At 72.2% G+C, this 18,089-nt stretch carries 16 protein-coding genes; 4 read left to right on the plus strand and 12 right to left on the minus strand.

The window, feature by feature from the left end; genetic code table 11:
- Positions 1 to 107 precede the first annotated feature (107 nt).
- The 7 genes from ASD90_RS17555 to ASD90_RS17585 form a co-directional block, all read right to left on the minus strand.
- The gene (locus ASD90_RS17555) at positions 108 to 1,139 is read right to left on the minus strand and encodes a siderophore-interacting protein (protein ID WP_056759406.1); all 1,032 of its coding nucleotides are present in this window, start codon (positions 1,137 to 1,139) and stop codon (positions 108 to 110) included.
- Positions 1,136 to 1,990, minus strand: coding sequence for an ABC transporter ATP-binding protein (locus ASD90_RS17560; RefSeq protein WP_056759408.1), 855 nt, complete (start codon positions 1,988 to 1,990; stop codon positions 1,136 to 1,138). The genes ASD90_RS17555 and ASD90_RS17560 overlap by 4 nt, the downstream gene beginning before the upstream one ends.
- Position 1,991: 1 nt before the next feature.
- Positions 1,992 to 3,086 (minus strand): iron chelate uptake ABC transporter family permease subunit, encoded by a 1,095-nt coding sequence (locus ASD90_RS17565; RefSeq protein WP_056759410.1) that lies wholly within the window; start codon positions 3,084 to 3,086, stop codon positions 1,992 to 1,994.
- A complete protein-coding gene (locus ASD90_RS17570) occupies positions 3,083 to 4,207 on the minus strand; it encodes an iron ABC transporter permease (RefSeq protein ID WP_235506746.1) in 1,125 nt (374 codons plus the stop codon). Before ASD90_RS17570 ends, ASD90_RS17565 begins: the two co-directional genes overlap by 4 nt.
- Positions 4,207 to 5,271 carry an iron-siderophore ABC transporter substrate-binding protein gene (locus ASD90_RS17575; RefSeq protein WP_082588846.1) on the minus strand — a complete coding sequence of 355 codons (1,065 nt, stop codon included), beginning with the start codon at positions 5,269 to 5,271 and terminating at the stop codon, positions 4,207 to 4,209. Before ASD90_RS17575 ends, ASD90_RS17570 begins: the two co-directional genes overlap by 1 nt.
- 203 nt (positions 5,272 to 5,474) lie before the next feature.
- Positions 5,475 to 6,251, minus strand: coding sequence for an SDR family oxidoreductase (locus ASD90_RS17580; protein WP_056759414.1), 777 nt, complete (start codon positions 6,249 to 6,251; stop codon positions 5,475 to 5,477).
- The gene (locus ASD90_RS17585) at positions 6,251 to 7,396 is read right to left on the minus strand and encodes an acyl-CoA dehydrogenase family protein (protein ID WP_056759416.1); all 1,146 of its coding nucleotides are present in this window, start codon (positions 7,394 to 7,396) and stop codon (positions 6,251 to 6,253) included. Before ASD90_RS17585 ends, ASD90_RS17580 begins: the two co-directional genes overlap by 1 nt.
- Positions 7,397 to 7,494: 98 nt before the next feature.
- On the opposite strand from ASD90_RS17585, the gene ASD90_RS17590 reads away from it, so the two are divergent.
- Both ASD90_RS17590 and ASD90_RS17595 read left to right on the plus strand, forming a co-directional pair.
- Positions 7,495 to 8,121 carry a TetR/AcrR family transcriptional regulator gene (locus ASD90_RS17590; RefSeq protein ID WP_056759418.1) on the plus strand — a complete coding sequence of 209 codons (627 nt, stop codon included), beginning with the start codon at positions 7,495 to 7,497 and terminating at the stop codon, positions 8,119 to 8,121.
- Positions 8,122 to 8,171: 50 nt separating this feature from the next.
- The gene (locus ASD90_RS17595) at positions 8,172 to 8,684 is read left to right on the plus strand and encodes a 2'-5' RNA ligase family protein (protein WP_235506748.1); all 513 of its coding nucleotides are present in this window, start codon (positions 8,172 to 8,174) and stop codon (positions 8,682 to 8,684) included.
- A gap of 3 nt (positions 8,685 to 8,687) precedes the next feature.
- Here the strand turns inward: ASD90_RS17595 and ASD90_RS17600 are convergent, their stop codons facing one another.
- Entirely contained in the window at positions 8,688 to 9,419 is a 732-nt protein-coding gene (locus tag ASD90_RS17600; RefSeq protein ID WP_056759640.1) for a YitT family protein, read from the minus strand.
- 61 nt (positions 9,420 to 9,480) lie between these two features.
- Here ASD90_RS17600 and ASD90_RS17605 point away from each other — a divergent pair, with 61 nt between their 5' ends.
- Together ASD90_RS17605 and ASD90_RS17610 are read left to right on the plus strand one after the other, a co-directional pair.
- Positions 9,481 to 10,926, plus strand: a complete 1,446-nt coding sequence (locus ASD90_RS17605; protein ID WP_056759420.1) for a PLP-dependent aminotransferase family protein — start codon at positions 9,481 to 9,483, stop codon at positions 10,924 to 10,926.
- A gap of 35 nt (positions 10,927 to 10,961) precedes the next feature.
- The gene (locus tag ASD90_RS17610; RefSeq protein WP_056759422.1) at positions 10,962 to 12,005 is read left to right on the plus strand and encodes a magnesium transporter CorA family protein; all 1,044 of its coding nucleotides are present in this window, start codon (positions 10,962 to 10,964) and stop codon (positions 12,003 to 12,005) included.
- 61 nt (positions 12,006 to 12,066) lie between these two features.
- Here ASD90_RS17610 and ettA read toward each other — a convergent pair whose 3' ends face one another.
- The 4 genes from ettA to ASD90_RS17630 all read right to left on the minus strand — a co-directional run bounded on the left by ettA (position 12,067) and on the right by ASD90_RS17630 (position 17,971).
- Positions 12,067 to 13,749: an energy-dependent translational throttle protein EttA gene (ettA, locus tag ASD90_RS17615; protein ID WP_056759423.1), complete on the minus strand. Its 1,683-nt coding sequence runs from the start codon at positions 13,747 to 13,749 to the stop codon at positions 12,067 to 12,069.
- A 69-nt stretch (positions 13,750 to 13,818) separates the two neighbouring features.
- Positions 13,819 to 14,427: a single-stranded DNA-binding protein gene (locus tag ASD90_RS17620; protein WP_056759425.1), complete on the minus strand. Its 609-nt coding sequence runs from the start codon at positions 14,425 to 14,427 to the stop codon at positions 13,819 to 13,821.
- Between the two features lie 149 nt (positions 14,428 to 14,576).
- On the minus strand, positions 14,577 to 16,283 hold the full coding sequence (locus tag ASD90_RS17625) for a GTPase (RefSeq protein WP_056759427.1): 1,707 nt from the start codon (positions 16,281 to 16,283) through the stop codon (positions 14,577 to 14,579).
- Positions 16,280 to 17,971, minus strand: coding sequence for a dynamin family protein (locus tag ASD90_RS17630; RefSeq protein WP_056759428.1), 1,692 nt, complete (start codon positions 17,969 to 17,971; stop codon positions 16,280 to 16,282). The genes ASD90_RS17625 and ASD90_RS17630 overlap by 4 nt, the downstream gene beginning before the upstream one ends.
- Between the last annotated feature and the right edge of the window lie 118 nt (positions 17,972 to 18,089).

Here is an 18,089-nt window from a genome sequence, read left to right on the forward strand (position 1 = left end):
GCACAGCGCATTCTCCCCTGCCGAGGCCCGTCGAGCGCAACCGGCCGTGTGCCGCGTGGCGCGCCGCGCGACGACGCGCCGTGCGGGCAGGCTGGAGAAGGCGCTGCTCAGCCGGCGCGTCCCTGCTTCCAGTACCCCATGAAGGCGACCTGCGGACGGGCCATGCCGGCCTCGCCGACGAGCAGGCGGCGGCACGCCTTGACCGTGTCGGAGTCGCCCGCGACCCAGGCGTACGTGTCGTCGGAGCCGACGGGGCCGCGGGCCGCATCCGGGGCGGCCACGTCGTCGCCGGACGAGCTGAAGGCCGGCGTCTCCCAGACGTCGTCGTCGAGGTCGGCGGCCATCCCCGGGGACCTGAGGTCGGCGGCGTCGCGGCTGTCGGTGTCGAGACGGAGGCACCGGCGGAGCACACCGAGGGTCTGCTCGCCCCGGGGACGGTCGCCTCGCGCGACCCAGTGACGCTCGATCCCGTGTGGGAAGCCGACGTCGAGGAAGTCAGTCGCGCCGGGCACCTCGACGACGGCCAGGCCCCGTGTACCGGGCGGCAGGGACTCGACGATGGACGCCAGGGCGGGCAGCGCCGTCTCGTCGGCGACGAGGACGAGCCGCCGCGCGGCCCCCGGGTCGAACTCGATGCCGCCGAAGCCGCGCTCGTGACCTCTCCGAGGGGCGAGCAGCCCGATCTCGTCGCCGACCGAGGCACCCATCGCCCACGTGCCCGCGGGCCCGACGGGGCCGACGGGGCCGACGGGGCCGACGGGGCCGACGGGGCCGACGGGGCCGACGCCGGCGTCGTGCGCCCCGTGGCCGTGCAGCACGAAGTCGACGACGAGCTGGCGGTCGTCGCCCTCCCCCTCGACCGCGCGGGCGGTGTAGGTGCGCAGGTGCCCGCGGTCGGCCTCGGGCAGGGCGAGCCACGCGGCATACCAACCCTCCGGCTCGAGGAGCGCGCTCGGAGCCGGCCGCCCGCGTGAGGGGATGATGAGCTTGACGCGCTGGTCGAGCGTCGGCCCCTCGGGCCCGAGGTGCTCGAATCCCTTGCCGCCGAACCTGATCCGGACGAACGAGGGGCTCAGCCGCTCGACCCCGCGCACGACGGCGGTGAGGAGCAGGACCGGGTTGACGGTGGTCGTGGTCACGAGGAGGGTCCGCTCTGCTGGTGGGTGGAGGCGGGCACGACGAGCGGCGAGCCGGTCACGGGGTCGACGATGACACGGCTGCCGAGGCCGAAGACCCGGGCCACGAACTCCTCGTCGACGAGGTCACCCGGAGCTCCGCTGCCGACGAGCCGGCCGTCGCGCAGGGCGACGACGTGGTCGGCGTACCGGGCCGCGAGGTTGAGGTCGTGCAGCACCATGACGACGGTGGTCCCCTGCCTGCGGTTGAGGTCACGCAGGAGGTCGAGCACGTCGATCTGGTGGGCGACGTCGAGGTAGGTCGTCGGCTCGTCGAGGAGGACGACGCCGGTCTCCTGGGCGAGGGTGAGGGCGATCCACACGCGTTGGCGCTGGCCGCCGGAGAGCTCCTCGACGTGGCGCTCGGCGAGCTCCAGCGTGCCGGTCGCGCGCATCGCCCGGACGACGGCCTCGTCGTCGGCGGCCGACCAGCGCCTCATCACGGTGTGGTGGGGGTGCCGTCCCCGACCGACGAGGTCGACGACGGTGATGCCCTCGGGCAGCGGTGGGCTCTGCGGCAGGAGCGCGACGCGGCGGGCGAACTCCTTGGGCCGCAGCGACCACACGTCGTCGTCGCTGCCGTCGACGCCGAGGCGCACGGAGCCGGCGCTCGGCCGCAGCAGCCGGGCCAGGCCCCGCAGGACGGTCGACTTGCCGCAGCCGTTGGGGCCCACGACGACCGTGACCTCACCCGCCGGCACGTCGAGGTCGAGTCCGTCGACGACGCGGCGTCCGTCGTAGGAGAGGGTCAGGCCGCGTACGCGGAGGGCGGGCGCCGCTGCCACGCTGGCCGGGCGGAGGGTCGCGGAGGTCATGTCAGGCCTTTCCGGCTCGTCCCGCGGTGATGATGACCGCGAGCATGAGTGGGGCACCGACGGCGCCGGTCACGACGCCGACGGGGAGGTTGACGTCGGGGATGAGGTAGTCGCCGGCGAAGTCGGCCAGCACGACGACGACGGCGCCGACGAGGGCGGCCGCCCACAGGGAGGCCCGGCCACCGCAGAGCCGCCGGGCCAGGGGTCCGGCGAGGAACGCGACGAACGCGATCGGTCCCGTCGCGCTCGTCGCGACGGCCGCGAGCGCGACGGCGACGACGAGCCCGAGACGTGCCCGGCCGGCGGGCGCCCCGAGCGTCGTCGACAGGTCGTCACCGAGCTCGGCGAGCCGCATCCACCGGGAGCAGACTGCGAGCAGCGGGGCGAGGACGAGGAGGGAGACCGTGAGCAGCCCGATGACCGGCCACGTGGCACGAGCCAGGCTGCCGGTGAGCCACACGAGGGCCGCCTGCGCGTCCTGGACCGAGGTCCGCGTCATGACGAACTGGATGACGCTCGACAGCAGCGCGGCGACACCGATGCCGACGAGCACCATGCGCTGGCCGGCGAGCGCGGTCCCCCGGCCCACGGCGTACATGAGCAGGCTCACGGCCAGCGCACCGACGAGCGCTGCCGCCGGCAGCCAGATCCCCTGCGCGTCGAGGAAGGTGAGCGCGACGACGGCCGCCGCCGAGGCGCCGAGGCTGATGCCGATGATGTCAGGGCTCGCGAGCGGGTTGCGCAAGGTCGTCTGGAACATGGCACCCGCGGCCCCGAAGGCCGCCCCCGCGAGCAGCCCGACGAGCGCCCGCGGCAGCTTGGCCTCCATGACGATGAAGGAGGCGCCCGGAGCGTCCGGCAGCGTCTCGCCCCGGAGGATCGGCAGCAGGTCGGCGAGCGCGACGACGTAGTCCCCGAGGAGCACGCGCACGAGGACGGCGGCGACCGCAGCGACCGCGAGGGCCGCGATGGCGAGGTGCACCCGACGCGCGGGACGACGGCGGGCTCGTACGACGCGGGCGAGGTCGGCCGGACCCGCCGCCGCCGCGCGGGCATCGGCGTGAGCGGCGGTGCGCGTGAGCCAGTCGACGGTCACAGGCTCGCCATCCGTCCGCGGCGCACGAGCAGGACGAAGAAGGGCACGCCGAGGACGGCGGTCATGATGCCGGCCTGGACCTCGCTCGGCTGCGCGACGAGCCGTCCGAGGGTGTCGGCGGCGAGCAGAAGCGTCGGCCCGGCGACGAGGCACGCCGGGATGATCCGCCGATGGTCGGGGCCGACGACGAAACGGGCGACGTGCGGCACGACGAGCCCGAGGAAGCCGATCGGCCCGGCGAGTGCCGTGGACGCACCACAGAGCACGGCGACTCCCAGGGCGACGGTGGCCCGGGCGAGCAGGACGTTCTCGCCGAGACCACGCGCCAGGTCGTCGCCGAGGGCGAGGGCGTTCAGCTGCCGGACCGCGAGGGGCACGACGACGAGACCGACGGCGAAGAACGGCAGCACGGTGACGACGAGGTCGAGACCTCGCCCCCCGATCGTGCCGACCTGCCAGAAGCGGAAGGCGTCGAACGACTGCCGGCTCGAGACGAGCAGCCCGGACGACCAGCTGGCGAGCCCCGCCGTGACGGCGGCGCCGGCGAGCGTGAGGCGCAGGGGCGTCACGCTTCCGCCGAGGCCCGCGAGCGCGTGGACGAGGACGGCCGCGAGGCCCGCGCCCACCATGGCCCACCAGACGTAGCCGCTGAGCGAGCCGACGCCGAAGACCGCGATCGCGACGACGACGGCCAGGCCGGCGCCGGCGTTGACGCCGAGCAGGCCGGGGTCCGCGAGCGGGTTGCGGGTCAGCCCCTGCATCGCGGCGCCCGCGACGGCGAGGGCCGCGCCGACGAGGACGCCCACGACCGTGCGCGCGACCCGGGCCTCGACGATGCCGCGGTCGGCGACCGTGTCGCCGTGCCCTGTGAGCACCTGCAGCACGTCGCCGAGCGGAATCGCCTTGGAACCCAGCACGATCGACGCGACGACGGCCGCGACCAGCAGCACGGGCAGGAGGGCGGCGAGCGCGGGGGTGCGGTGGCGCGAACCCCCGGCTCCCCCGGCTCCCCCGTGCCGAGCCCCGCGGCCCCCGCCCACGAGGATCGACTCGACCGCCAGGAGGGTCGCCTCGGCCGAGGCCGTCCGACACTCCCGGTCGGCGGTCTGCGTGGAGCTCATCAGGAGGCGTCGGCCTTGGCGGCCGCCGCCGCGACGAGCGGCACGAAGAGCTCGGTCATGTACGGGATCGACAGCGGCGTCGGCGAGCTCATCGTCAGGCCGACCTTCTGGTCCTTCGTCGCGACGAGGGCCCCGGCCTTGATCGCGGGCACCTGTCCGACGAGCGGGTCCTTCGTCATGACTCCCACCTCGGGGTCCTCCGTGATGTAGGTGAGGAAGACGTCCGCGTCCAGCGTCGAGGCCTGCTCGGCGCTGACGGTCAGGTAGAACTCCTTGGAGCCCTTGGCCCTCTCCTCGACGAACGGTGCGTTCTTCATGCCGAGCTCGGTGAGCATCTGCGGACGCAGGTCGCTCGGCGTGTAGAAGCCGATCTGCGACAGGTCGGTCGGGGCGACGTAGCCGTAGATGAAGGTCTTGCCCGCGAGCTGCGGGTACCTCGCCTTGGCGGCGTCGAGCGTGGCGACGGTCCTCGCCTCTGCGGCGGCAGCCTGCTTCGAGCGCCCGAGTGCCTTGCCGATGGTCTCGAGCGAGTCCTGCCAGGCCGTCCCGTAGGCGACCTCCGGGTAGGCGACGACGGGAGCCAGCCTGCTCAGCTTGTCGTACTCGTCCTTGGTGATGCCGGAGTTCGTGGCGAGGATGAGGTCGGGCTGCAGCCTGGCGATCTCCTCGACGGGGTTGCCGTCGGCGTCGTCGAAGCGGGTGGGCTGGGCGCCGCCGAAGGTCGCGAGCTGCTCGTCGAACCAGTCGGTCGAGAGGTTGGCGTTGCCACCCCAGGTCACCTTCGGGGCCCCCACGGGCGCGACGCCCAGGGCCGCGACGTGGTCGGCGTCGGACCAGCCCAGCGTCACGACGCGCGTCGGCTCCTTCGTGATGGTGGCCTCCCCGAAGGCGTCCCGGAGGGTGACGGGGTATGCCGCCGGGTCGGCTCCCGTGGAGGCCGCACCGTCCGCTGGCGTGCCGGTGGGGCTCTGGCCGGCGCTGACACCGGTCGGTCCGGTGGTGCAACCGGTGAGGACGAGGGCCGCGGCGACGGCGGCGAGGAGGGCGGTGCGAAGGCGCGACACGATGACGGGTCTCTCTGTCGGGGACGGGTCCCACGCCACCTCTGTCGGACACTCCCCCGAGACGGCATTAGGTGAGGCTTACCTTAGTAAGCCTCACCTAACTCGTGTCAAACCCCGGCCCGACATGCGTCCGGCCCCGTGCTCGCACACGGGGCCGGACGGCATACGAGATCCGCGGATCCCGTTGCGGCAGAACGGATCTCCTAGAGCGCGCCGCCCAGGGTGACGCCGCCGTCGATGGTCAGGGTCTGGCCGGTGACCCACGACGCGTCGCTGCTCAGCAGGAAGCTGACGGCCCCCGCGACGTCCTCGGGCAGGCCGAGACGCTTCATCGGGTACGCGCGGACGACCTTCTCCTCGCGGCCCTCGTAGAGCGCCTCGGCGAACTTCGTCTTGACGACCGCCGGGGCGACCGCGTTGACGCGCACGTCGGGACCGAGCTCGTAGCCGAGCTCCGTCGTCAGGTGGATGAGGGCCGCCTTGGACACGCCGTACCAGCCGATGACACCGCTCGCGCCCTGGCCGGCGACGGAGGCGAGGTTGACGACCGACCCGGGGTGGGCCTCGTCGCCGAGCCCCGCCGCGACCGCCTTCTTGATCCACGAGAAGGCAGCCACGACGTTGACGTCGAGCACCTTGCGCGCGATGTCGAGACCGGTGTCGAGCATCGGCCCGTAGACGGGGTTGATGCCCGTGTTGTTGACGAGCAGGTGCAGGCCGCCGAACGTCTCGCGCGCCGCAGCGATGACCTCGTCCTGGTGTGCCTCGTCGGCAGCGTTGCCCGCGATGCCGACGGCGTGCTCCGGCCCCCCGAGCTGCTCGACGGCCTCCGCCAGCGCCTCGGGCCTGCGAGCCGTGATGACCACTTTGGCCCCCTCGGCCACGAGGCGCTCGGCGATGCCGAGCCCGATCCCGCGGCTGGCACCCGTGATGATCGCGACGGCGCCCTCGTGGCGCCCGCCGCGTGCGTCGGCCGCCATCAGAAGCCGAGGTCCCGGCCGATGAGCTCCTTCATGATCTCGTTGGAGCCGGCCCAGATCTTCGTGACGCGGGCGTCGCGCCAGGCGCGGGCCACGCGGTACTCGTTCATGAAGCCGTAGCCGCCGTGGAGCTGGACGCAGTGGTCGAGCACGTCGTTCTGGACCTGCGAGCTCCACCACTTCGCCTTGGCGGCGTCGACGGCGGACAGCGTGCCCTGCGCGTGGGCGGCGACGCAGTCGTCGACGTAGGCCTCGGCGACCTCGATCTTCGTCACGAGCTCGGCCATGAGGAACTTGTTGTGCTGGAAGGCACCGATGGGCTGACCGAAGGCCTTGCGGTCCTTGGCGTACTGGATCGTCTCCTCGAGGATCGCCTTGGCGTGGGCGACGTTGGAGACCGCCGCACCGACGCGCTCCTGCGGGAGGCGCTGCATCATCGCGATGAAGCCCATGCCCTCCTCGCCGAGGCGGTTCTCGTCGGGGACGCGGACGTTCTCGAAGAAGAGCTCGGCCGTGTCGGACTCGTCCATGCCGACCTTGTCGAGCTTGCGACCGTTCTGGAAACCCTCCATGCCACGCTCGACCATGAGCAGCGTGATGCCCTTGGCGCCCTTGGACGGGTCGGTGCGGGCCGCCACGATGACGAGGTCGGCCTGGTAGCCGTTGGTGATGAAGGTCTTGGAGCCGTTGAGGATCCACGTGTCACCGTCACGGACGGCGGTCGTCTTGAGCGCGGCGAGGTCGGAGCCACCGGAGGGCTCGGTCATCGCGATGGCACAGATGAGCTGGCCACTGGCCATGCCGGGCAGCCAGCGCTGCTTCTGCTCCTCGGTGCCGAGGTCGACGATGTAGGGCGGGCACACGTCGGAGTGGATGCCGAAGCACGAGCTCGTCGCGGCGTTGAAGCGCGACATCTCCTCGGCGACGACGGCGTTGAAGCGGTAGTCGTCGACGCCGGCGCCGCCGAACTCCTCGGGGATGTCGAGGCCGAAGAAGCCCTGCTTGCCGGCCTCGAGCCAGATGTCGCGTGGGATCGACTTGCCCTCGATCATCTCGTCGGCGCGGGGCGCGAGCGTGCGGGCGACGAACTCCCGCGCCGACGCGCGCATCGCCTCGTGGTCCTCGTCATAGATGTTGCGGGGCATTGCGTCCTCCATCGGGCGTGCTCACGGGTGCGACGCGCCGGTACCCGTCGGTAACTAAGCGCTTGCTTAGTTTCCCTCCCCTGCGGCATGCTGTCAACGTGCCGCAGCCCACCACGACCTCGCCGTCCGCCGGCTCCCGGACGTCCGACCCGGACGCCTCGACCGTCGAGCGGCTGCTGCAGGCGGCGGCCCACGCGTTCGCCGACAAGGGCTTCCACGCCACGACGACCCGTGACATCGCCTCCGGAGCGGGCCTCTCGCCGGCCGGTGTCTACGTCCACTTCGGGTCCAAGGAGGAGCTCCTCTTCGCCCTGAGCCGCAGCGGTCACGAGTCGGCCCTGCGGCTGATGCGCTCGGCCATCGCCGACGGGCCGACCCCCGCCGAGCAGCTCGTCACCGTCATGGCGCGCTTCACGGAGTGGCACGTCGAGCAGTACCAGGTGGCCCGCGTCGTGCAGTACGAGCACCACCACCTGACGCCCGAGCACCACGCCGAGGTGCTCGGCCTGCGCAAGGAGATGGACTCCCTCATGCGCGACGTCCTCGACCGCGGCGTCGCCGACGGCACCTTCTCGGTCGACGACAGCGCCGACACCGCGCTCGCCCTGCTCTCGATCGTCGTCGACGTGGCCCGGTGGTACTCCCCGACGATCCGCCGGACCCCCGGGGAGATCGGCTCGACCAACGCCGCCCTCGCCCTGCGCCTCGTCGGAGCCGGGCACTGACGCCCCCACCGTGCTCGGACGGGAGCGCGGCGCCCGCGAGCGGACACTCCGTGCTCCAGGTGCCGGTGCCCGCCCTCGAGCCGTTCGTGGTGGCCCGTGCGCGGCACTACGACATCGACTACGTCTCGTCCGACCCGGACTTCGTCCACGCCCACGTCACGGCCCTCGCACCCTTCCTCGACGGGGCGTCGCTCACGGACGCGGTGCTCGACGCCGTCGCCGAGATCGCTGCCGCCACCAGGCCGTTCGACTTCACGCTCGATGTCGTCGACACGTTCCCCAACGGGATCGTGCACCTCCTCCCCGAGCCGTCCGCCCCGTTCGCCGCGCTCACGGAGACGCTCTGGGCGGCCTTTCCGCAGTGCCCGCCGTATGCCGGCCGCTTCGGTGACGTCGTCCCGCACCTGACGCTCGACGCCGCGTCCGAGGACGTCAGCGAGGAGTCGACCCGCCGGCACGTGGGTCCCTACGTCCCGGCCCGGTGCCGGGCCGAGCGGATCGACCTCGCATGGTACGAGCCGGGCGCCTGCCGGGTGCTCCGCTCGTGGCAGCTCGGCGGCTGACGGTCAGCTCGTCGTCGATCCCAGCGCCGAGGTCGGCGTCACGACCGCGACACCCTCCTCGGTGACGTCCGACGGCGACGCCTCGACGTGGTCGTCCAGGCCGAGGTCGACGGTCAGGCGGGGCAGGAAGAACTGGACGAGCGGGCCGATGGAGACGGCATACAGCACGGTGCCGAGCCCGACGGGGCCGCCGAGCAGCCAGCCCACCAACAGCACGACGAGCTCGATGCTCGTGCGGACGAGCCGGATCGACAGTCCCGAGCGCCGCGCGAAACCCGTCATGAGGCCGTCACGCGGCCCCGGGCCGAGCTGGCTGCCGATGTAGAGGCCGCCTGCGATGCCGTTGAGCACGATGCCGGAGCCGAGCAGCAGCACGCGCGCCCACAACGCCTCGGGAGATCCGATGAGCGCGAGCCCGGCGTCGGCCGCCAGCCCGATGACGACGACGTTGGCCACGGTGCCGAGTCCGGGCCACTGCCGCAGCGGCACCCAGAGCAGCAACACGAGGGCACCGACGACGATCGTCACCTGACCGAACGTCAACGGCACGTGGGTGGCGATGCCGGCATGGAAGACGTCCCAGGGGTCGAGACCCAGCGTCGAGCGGATCATCATCGCCATGGAGACGCCGTAGAGCACGAGCCCGCCGAGGAGCTGGACCAGGCGGCGCGGCAGACGGCCGGCGCGCAGCTGCTGGCGCGGGGTGAGGTTGGCGAGCGCGACATGACGTCTCATGTGCTCCATCCTGGGCGGTGGTGGACTGCCTTTTAAGGGCCAATCGTGGGACAGTGGACCGATGCGCACCATCTCGGCTCGCTCACTGGCCCTGCTTATCGGGTCCGATCCGCTCCCCCGACCCGCCTACCGGGGCCTTGCCGACGGCATCCGCCGCCTCGTCTCGGACGGGCGGCTGCTCGTGGGCACCCGACTGCCGAGCGAGCGCGCCCTCACCACCGAGCTCGGCCTGAGCCGGACCACCGTGGGGACCGCCCTCGACGCCCTGCGCGACGAGGGGTTCGTGGCGACCCGCCGCGGCTCGGGCAGCGTCGTCTGCCTTCCGACCGGGCCGTCCGGGCTGGCCCTGTCCCAGGCCGGCCTCATCCCCACCGACGTCCCACCCGACGTCATCGACCTCACGTATGCCGCCCTGCCGGCCGCGGCCGGGGTCACCGCGGCCTACGAGCGGGCCGTCGTCGAGCTCCCGCGCTTCCTCGCGACCGCCGGCTACGACCCGCGCGGGCTCCCCGAGACCAGGGCCGCCGTCGCCGCCTGGTTCGAAGCGCGAGGCCTGTCGACCTCACCGGAACAGGTCGTCATCACCTCGGGCGCGCACGGCGGCCTGTCGGCCGTCCTGCGCTCACAGCTCGAGATCGGCGACCGTGTCCTCGTCGAGAGCCCCACCTACCCGAACGCCATCGTGGGAGTGCGGCGTTCGGCGTACCGCGCGGTGGCCGCCCAGCTGACGGCCTCGGGGTGGGACGTCGACGCGATCGAGGTCGGCCTGCGTCAGAGCGGCGCCCGGGCGGCATACCTCATCCCCGACCACCAGAACCCGACCGGGCTCGTCATGGACACCGCGACCCGACACGCCCTGGGTGCGGTGCTGTCGCGTGCGAACGTCGTCCCCGTCGTCGACGAGACGTTCGTCGAGCTCGGCCTCGACGAGAACGCGGGAGTGCGGCGGCCGGCGCCGTTCGCCGCCTCGTCCCGGCAGACCCACACCCTCGGCAGCGCCGGCAAGACGTGGTGGGGCGGACTGCGGGTCGGCTGGGTGCGGGCTCCCGAGGGTGGAGCCGAGGCCGTCATCGAGGCCCGGCACAGCCTCGACCTCGGCACGGCGATCCTCGAGCAGCTCGTCGTCACCGACCTGCTCCACCAGGGAGAGGCGCTCCTGGGCGAGCGACGTCGGGAGGCGCGGTCCCGACGCGACGCCCTCGTCGCAGCCCTTCGGCGGCACGTGCCCGACTGGAGGTTCGAGGTGCCGACCGGCGGGCTCAACCTCTGGTGCGAGCTGCCCGAGGCCCGCGGCGACGAGCTCGCCCGCGTCGCCGAGACGGCCGGGGTGCGGCTGGCCCGGGGTGGTCAGTTCGGGGTCGAGGGCGGCTTCGCCCGCTGGGTCCGGGTCCCCTTCTGCGTCGCGCCCGACGAGGCCGACGAGGTCGGCCGCCGCCTCGCGAGCGCGTGGCAGCTCGCACTCGGCGAACGTCCGACGACCCGCGAGGTCACCCCGCTCATCGCCTGACGGGTCAAAGGCCACGGGCCTGCGAGACTGGGCGCGTGGACAACACGGGAGCCGGGCGCATCACCTCCTGCCGGTGGGAGCACGGCAAGGTCGTCGACGAGGGCTTCCCCCTCGAGGACGTGTCCGAGCTCCTGGGACGCGAGGGCTCTCTGATCTGGGTCGACCTCTGCGAGCCGGACCATGCCGGTCTCCGCGCCCTGGCTCAGGAGCTGGGGCTCGACCCGCACGCCGTCGAGGACGCGGTCTCCGCCGGTGAGCGACCCAAGGCGACCCGGCACGCCAAGCACACCTTCCTCACCGTCTACGCGACCCGGCTGGAGGGCGGCGGCGACACGGCAGGAGCCGTCGAGGACCTCGACGCCCCGGGACGCGAGTCCCGCCTGCGCACGACCCGGATCTCGGCCTTCGTCCTCCCCGGCGGCATCATCACCGTCCGTGGACGTGACGACTACGACATGCAGCAGGTCCTCGACCGGTGGAACGACGACCCCCAGCTGCTCCAGCTCGGCGTGGGGGCGCTCGTGCACGGGCTGCTCGACACCGTGGTCGACGGGCACTTCGAGGCGATTCAGCAGCTCGACGACGCCATCGAGCAGCTCGAGGACCTCCTCTTCGACGAGCGGGGCCGAATGCACGCCGTGCAGGTGCGCACCTACCGGCTGCGCAAGGAGCTCGTCGAGCTGCGACGGGTCGTGCTCCCGATGCGGGACGTCGTCAACGCCGTGCTCCGGCACCGCGGCGAGCTCGACCAGCGGCACACCGAGCTCGACGGCTTCTACGACGACCTCTACGACCACGTCCTGCGCGCCGCCGAGTGGACGGAGTCCCTGCGAGACATGGTGACGACGATCTTCGAGACCAACCTCTCGCTGCAGGACGCCCGGCTCAACACCGTGATGAAGAAGCTCACCGGATGGGCCGCGATCATCGCCGTCCCGACGGCGGTCACCGGGTGGTTCGGCCAGAACGTGCCCTACCCCGGCTTCGGGCGTCCGTGGGGCGTGCTGTTCAGCGCGGCCGTCATCGCCGGCGTGGCGGTCACCCTCTACGGCGTCTTCCGGCGCAAGAACTGGATCTGACGAAGGAGGACCGGGATGCCGTGCATCCCGGTCCTCCCGTCGGCGCTGGCCTCAGGACGGGTCAGTCGCGCGTCAGCTTGCGGTACGTGACGCGGTGCGGGCGCGCGGCCTCCGGGCCGAGACGCTCGACCTTGTTGGCCTCGTAGGAGTCGAAGTTGCCCTCGAACCAGTACCAGTTCGCGGGGTTATCCTCGGTGCCCTCGTAGGCGAGGATGTGCGTCGCGACCCGGTCGAGGAACCACCGGTCGTGAGTGATCACGACGGCGCAGCCGGAGAACTCGAGGAGCGCGTTCTCGAGCGAGCCCAGGGTCTCGACGTCGAGGTCGTTGGTCGGCTCGTCGAGGAGCAGCAGGTTGCCGCCCTGCTTGAGCGTGAGGGCGAGGTTGAGTCGGTTGCGCTCGCCACCGGAGAGGACGCCCGACAGCTTCTGCTGGTCGGGGCCCTTGAAGCCGAACTGGGAGACGTAGGCCCGCGACGGGATCTCGACGTTGCCGACCTTCATGTGGTCGAGGCCGTCGGACACGATCTCCCAGAGGTTCTTCTTGGGGTCGAGGCCTTCGCGGCCCTGGTCGACGTAGGAGATCTTGACCGTCTCGCCGATCTTGACCTCGCCGCCGTCGGGCTCCTCGAAGCCGACGATCGTCTTGAAGAGCGTCGACTTGCCGACACCGTTGGGGCCGATGACGCCCACGATGCCGTTGCGGGGCAGCGAGAACGACAGGTTGTCGATGAGGACGCGGTCGCCGAACCCCTTCTTGAGGTTCTTGACCTCGATGACCGTCGAGCCCAGGCGCGGGCCCGGCGGGATCTGGAGCTCCTCGAAGTCGAGCTTGCGGGTGCGCTCGGCCTCTGCCGCCATCTCCTCGTAGCGCGCGAGACGAGCCTTGCTCTTGACCTGACGGCCCTTGGCGTTGCTGCGGACCCACTCGAGCTCGGTCTTGAGCCGCTTGGCCAGCTTGGCGTCCTTCTTGCCCTGGATCGTCAGGCGCTCGGACTTCTTCTCGAGGTAGGTCGAGTAGTTGCCCTCGTAGGGGTAGAGACGGCCGCGGTCGACCTCGGCGATCCACTGCGCGACGTTGTCGAGGAAGTAGCGGTCGTGGGTGACCGCGATGACGGCGCCAGGGTAGGACTCGAGGTGCTGCTCGAGCCAGAGGACCGACTCGGCGTCGAGGTGGTTGGTGGGCTCGTCGAGCAGCAGCAGGTCGGGCTTCTGCAGGAGCAGCTTGCACAGGGCGACGCGTCGACGCTCTCCACCGGAGAGGTTGGTGACGGGCGAGTCCGGCGGCGGGCAGCGCAGCGCGTCCATGGCCTGCTCGAGCTGGCTGTCGAGGTCCCATGCGTCGGCGTGGTCGATGTCCTCCTGCAGCTTGCCCATCTCGGTGAGCAGCGCGTCGTAGTCGGCGTCGGGGTCGGCCATCTCGGCCGAGATCTCGTTGTAGCGGTCGAGCTTCGCCTTGATCTCGCCGGCGCCCTCCTCGACGTTGCCCAGGACGGTCTTGTCCTCGTTGAGCGGGGGCTCCTGGAGCAGGATGCCGACGGTCGCGCCGGGCGCCAGCCGCGCCTCGCCGTTGCTCGGCTGGTCGAGTCCGGCCATGATCTTGAGGATCGTCGACTTGCCGGCGCCGTTGGGGCCGACCATGCCGATCTTCGCGCCGGGGTAGAAGGACATCGAGACGTCATCGAGGATGACCTTCTCGTTGTGTGCCTTGCGCGCACGGGTCATGGTGTAGATGTACTCGGCCATGCGCAGAAGGCTATCTGTCAGCGAGCGCGGCACCGAATCGGTGTCCGCGCTCGCGGACCGCCGGTCCTTTCAGGCCGTGAGCTGCTCGACGACCTCGTAGTCGTCGGTCTCGGGGTCACCCGTCGCGAGCACCCCGTCGCCGTCGTCACGCCCACCCGCCGCCGACTGCCCTCCGAGGTCGAAGTCGTCGTCGACGACCCCGTCCGCGTCGACGTGGGCCGGGCGCCCATCGGGGTCAACCGAACCGCCCTCGGTCAGCGCGCGCACCGACGCCTGGACGTCCGGGTCCGCAGTGCGGTCCTGGCCGAGCGCGGCCGCGCGGCTGATGCGCTCGAAGCTGGCGCGACCCCACGACAGGTCGTGGCCGACGTGGTCGGCGTCGATCTCGGGAGAGGTCCGCGGCTGCCCGTCGTTGCCGACGTACTGCTTGATCGCGAGGTTGCCCTCCACGATGACAGGGTGGCCCTTGCGCAGCGCCGAGGCGGCGTTGGCGGCGAGCGCGTTGAAGGCGATGACGCTGTAGAAGCTCGTGTCGCCGTCGACGAAGCGACCGTCGCCGGTGCGGCGGTACGGCGTCGTGGCGATGCGGAAGGTCGTGAAGATGCTGCCGTTGCGTCCCTGTCGCTCGACGGGCTCGCTCACGACGTTGCCGTGCACGGTGATGCGGGTCTCGTTCATCGGTGCTCCTCGGAGGTTTCCAGGGGCGGCCTCGCGCCGCCTGGAACCCACCTTCGGACCAGCCGAGCCGCGCCGACAGACGTCCGGCCCCGACTGTGGACAGGGGTGCCGTCACCCGAGGGGATGTGGACGGCGTCCTCACCGGCTCGTCAGCCGGCAGCGGCCTCGAGGTGCTCGCGTGTCTCGCGGTGACGCAGGAGGACCTCGTCGACGGGGATGAGGATGTGCTCGTCGGCCACCGCGGCGACCGACTCGGTCAGCCGCTTGCCGACGACGGTCCGTCGGTGCCGGGCACCGACGCGCGCCCACCATCGCGACAGGATGCCCAGCCCGATCCCGACCAGCACCCCGACGACGAGCATGACGAGCGGCAGCGGCAGGATGCCGACGGCGGGCGTCTCGGGACGCGGGGGCTGCAGCAGCGCGAAGACCCAGAGCACGGCATACCAGACGAGCCCCGCGAGGGCGACGAGACCCAGCACCCACTGGAGGATGTTGACGACGAACCACCAGACAGGGCGGCGCGCTCGCAGGGACGTGCCGATGACGGCGCGGTCGAGCGAGTCGCTCAGTGTCCCGTCGCCGCCGACGACGGCGTCCTCGACGGCCTGGGTCCAGCGCACCGGCAGCCCCTCGGACGCGTCGCGCACGAAGCTGCGCGTGGCGAGGTCGACGGCCGACGCCGTCGACACGGTGGGCGCCGGGATGGACGAGCGGCCGAGCACGGCGCGCACGTCGGCACCGTCGATCTCGACCGGGATCGGAGGTCGACCACCGGTCCGGTCGAGGCGGAGGCGGCGGAGCGGATCCGCCGCGAAACCCTTGGTCCAGCGGGCGAAGAGCCAGCCGGTGTGCGCGAACGCCTCGCGGCGGTAGTCGCGCGCGACCGCGTCGAGGACGATGGGGACACCCGCCGCGCGCGCCAACGACGCATCCAGCGCCTCGCGCGGCACGCGGCCCACGTCGGCCTCGGTGTCGGCGACGCCGGGACGCAGCCCCGTCGCGGCACCGATGACGTCCGCCTTGAGGCGCTGACGCGACGCCGCATGTCCCGCAACGGCATTCGCCAGTCGCTGCCTGAGGTCGGCGATGCCCTGACCGGTCACCGTGGACGTCGCGATGACCTTCGCGTCGGCGACGCCGTCGGCGACGAGGAGCCTCGCGAGGTCCTGCGTCAGGGTCTTGACGCCCTCGGCCGTGAGCCGGTCGGACTGGTTGAGCACTCCCAGCGTGACGGCGTCGTGGTGCGACATCAGGGTGACGAACTCGTCGTGCAGTCGCGCGTCGGCGTACTTCTGCGGGTCGGTCACCCAGACGAAGACATCGACGAGCTCGAGCACCCGTTCGGCCTCCCGTCGGTGCTCGAGCTCACGGGAGTCGAAGTCCGGAAGGTCGAGGAGCACCAGTCCGTCGAGCGAACCCACGACCTGGACGGCGCGCGAGTCGTCGACCGGCCCCTCCCCCGCGCCGGGTGCCGTGTCGACGACGTGACGCGCGGCCACCCCCAGCCAGTCGAGCAGCTCGGACGCGTCGGCGTCGCCCCAGAGGCCGGCCGTCGGACGTGACGTCGTCGGCCGCCGCGCGCCGATGGCGGCGACGTCGCCGCCGACGAGGGCGTTGAAGAGGGAGGACTTGCCGCTGCCGGTGGCTCCCGCGAGCGCCACGACCGTGTGGTCCCCGGCGATGCCGGAGCGCTCGACGGCCTTGTCGACGACCCGTCGTGCGACCTCGACCCCCGAGGGGTCGAGCTCGTCGGCGCCCGACACGAGCGCCATCGACAGCTCCGTCGTCCGGGTGCCCAGCTCGGCCGCCGAGACCGTCGCCACCTTGGCGCGACCCGGCCTGATCGGGCTCATCGCGCGTCCTCGACGGCCGCGGCGGCCGCGGTGAGGCGCTCGGTCTGGTCGGTGTCGACCTGCAACGTCGTGACAGCTCCTTCGTAGCGGGCGAGCTCGGCGGCATACAGCTCGTCGACGCGAGCGGCCAGCTGCTCGCGGGCCTTGCGTGCGAGCTCGCGGACGGCCTGGTCGCCGAAGACGGCCTCGAGGAGCTTCTGGCCGACGACGGCGGTGCCGCCGGCGATGCCCACCTCGGCACCGGTGATGCCCGCCGTGCTCGCGAACGTCACGAGCATGAGGACCACCCCGAGGCCGTTGACGCCGTAGGCCATGATCCGGGCGGTCGTGCGACGATCGCGACCCTCGTCGCGGACCATCTGGAGGATGTCACCCTGCCAGTCGCGCACGAGGCGCTGGGTCCGGGTGTCGACGTCCGTGCCCGAGCGCGCGAGGCCCGGGTCGGCGGTCAGCAGCTGGTCGCCGCCGGGCAGCGTGCGCCAGGCGCGCGCGATCGCGCTCGCAGCCAGCTCGGCCCGGTTGACGACGAGCGACTCGACGCCGGACTGGAGCGCCTCGCCGAGGTGGTCGGCGCGGGCCGGTTCGCCCTTGAGGAAGGAGGTGAAGCGGTCGCGCACCCGGGACACGGTCGACTCGACCTGCCGGAAGAACTCACCGGTGCCGACGAACTCCTGCCAGCGCGCCAGCACCTCGCCGCGCAGCAGCGTGCCGTCGAGCATCCCCTCGTGGACCTGGGTCTTCGCGTCGGCATAGGCCGCTGCTGCAGCGTCGACGAGGGCGCGGCCGGCCGCGGTCTGCTGCTCGGATGCCGCGATGAGCCCCTGGGTGCGCGTGTCGAGGGAGACAAGCGCACCGTGGAGGGTCTGACGGACGACGTCGGCACGAGCCTGGGCGTCGCCGGCGAGCGCCGCGAGCCAACCCCGCAGCCGTGCGGTCTGGTCGGCGGGCAGCAGCCCGTCGACGAGCTCCGACTCGACGACCGTGAAGATCGGTGCCTGGTCGAGACCCTGCTCGCGCAGCATCGACGCGAAGTGCGTGCGGATGTCGTCGACGGCCACGGTGGGCACGCGGTCGAGGACGACGGCGACAGCGGTGCCCCGCTCCGAGGCCTCGCGCAGCAGCTCCCACGGGACGGCGTCGGCGTAGCGGGCGGCCGTCGTGACGAAGACCCAGAGGTCGGCGGCGGCGAGCAGCTGGGTCGCGAGGTCGCGGTTGGCCTCGACGACGCTGTCGATGTCGGGGGCGTCGAGCAGGGCCAGACCGGCTGCGACCTCGTCCGTCGAGACCAGCCGCACCGCGCCCGGGCCGTCGGACGACGAGTGGCGCCCGGTGATGCGGGCCAGGGTTGGCAGGATGCGCGGCCCGGAGAACCAGGCCGCGTCGGAGGGGTGGTGGATCAGCACCGGCGAGCGGGTGGTCGGCCGCAGGACACCGGGCAGGGTGACCTCGCGCCCGACGACCGAGTTGACGAGAGTCGACTTGCCGGCACCGGTCGAGCCGCCGACGACGGCGAGCATCGGGGCGTCGAGCGACGTCAGCCGCGGGATGACGTAGTCGTCGAGCTGGTCGAGCAGGCGACTGCGCACGAGCCGTGCGGCCGGCGCGGTGGGCAGGTCGAGGGGCAGGGAGGCGTCGGCGACGGCAGACCGAAGTGCCTGAACGCTCGCGAGGAGACGGGCATTGCCCACCCCTGAATCACCTGCCACGCCCGTATCCTTCCGTGTCGCAGTGGGCACAACCAAACTGAAAGGCGGCGCGCCCCCACGACATACCCCGAGTCGTGACCTGACGATGCCACGCGGTGCC

The sequence above is a fragment of the Terrabacter sp. Root181 genome (assembly GCF_001428505.1).
Classification (GTDB): Bacteria; Actinomycetota; Actinomycetes; order Actinomycetales; family Dermatophilaceae; genus Terrabacter.

Bases quoted from the DNA above. Each gene is read 5' to 3' on its own strand.
- ASD90_RS17560 (WP_056759408.1), bottom strand. From the start codon at position 1,990: ATGACCTCCGCGACCCTCCGCCCGGCCAGCGTGGCAGCGGCGCCCGCC.
- ASD90_RS17570 (WP_235506746.1), bottom strand. From the start codon at position 4,207: ATGAGCTCCACGCAGACCGCCGACCGGGAGTGTCGGACGGCCTCGGCC.
- ASD90_RS17580 (WP_056759414.1), bottom strand. From the start codon at position 6,251: ATGGCGGCCGACGCACGCGGCGGGCGCCACGAGGGCGCCGTCGCGATC.
- ASD90_RS17585 (WP_056759416.1), bottom strand. From the start codon at position 7,396: ATGCCCCGCAACATCTATGACGAGGACCACGAGGCGATGCGCGCGTCG.
- ASD90_RS17600 (WP_056759640.1), bottom strand. From the start codon at position 9,419: ATGAGACGTCATGTCGCGCTCGCCAACCTCACCCCGCGCCAGCAGCTG.
- ASD90_RS17605 (WP_056759420.1), top strand. From the start codon at position 9,481: ATGCGCACCATCTCGGCTCGCTCACTGGCCCTGCTTATCGGGTCCGAT.
- ettA (WP_056759423.1), bottom strand. From the start codon at position 13,749: ATGGCCGAGTACATCTACACCATGACCCGTGCGCGCAAGGCACACAAC.
- ASD90_RS17620 (WP_056759425.1), bottom strand. From the start codon at position 14,427: ATGAACGAGACCCGCATCACCGTGCACGGCAACGTCGTGAGCGAGCCC.
- ASD90_RS17625 (WP_056759427.1), bottom strand. From the start codon at position 16,283: ATGAGCCCGATCAGGCCGGGTCGCGCCAAGGTGGCGACGGTCTCGGCG.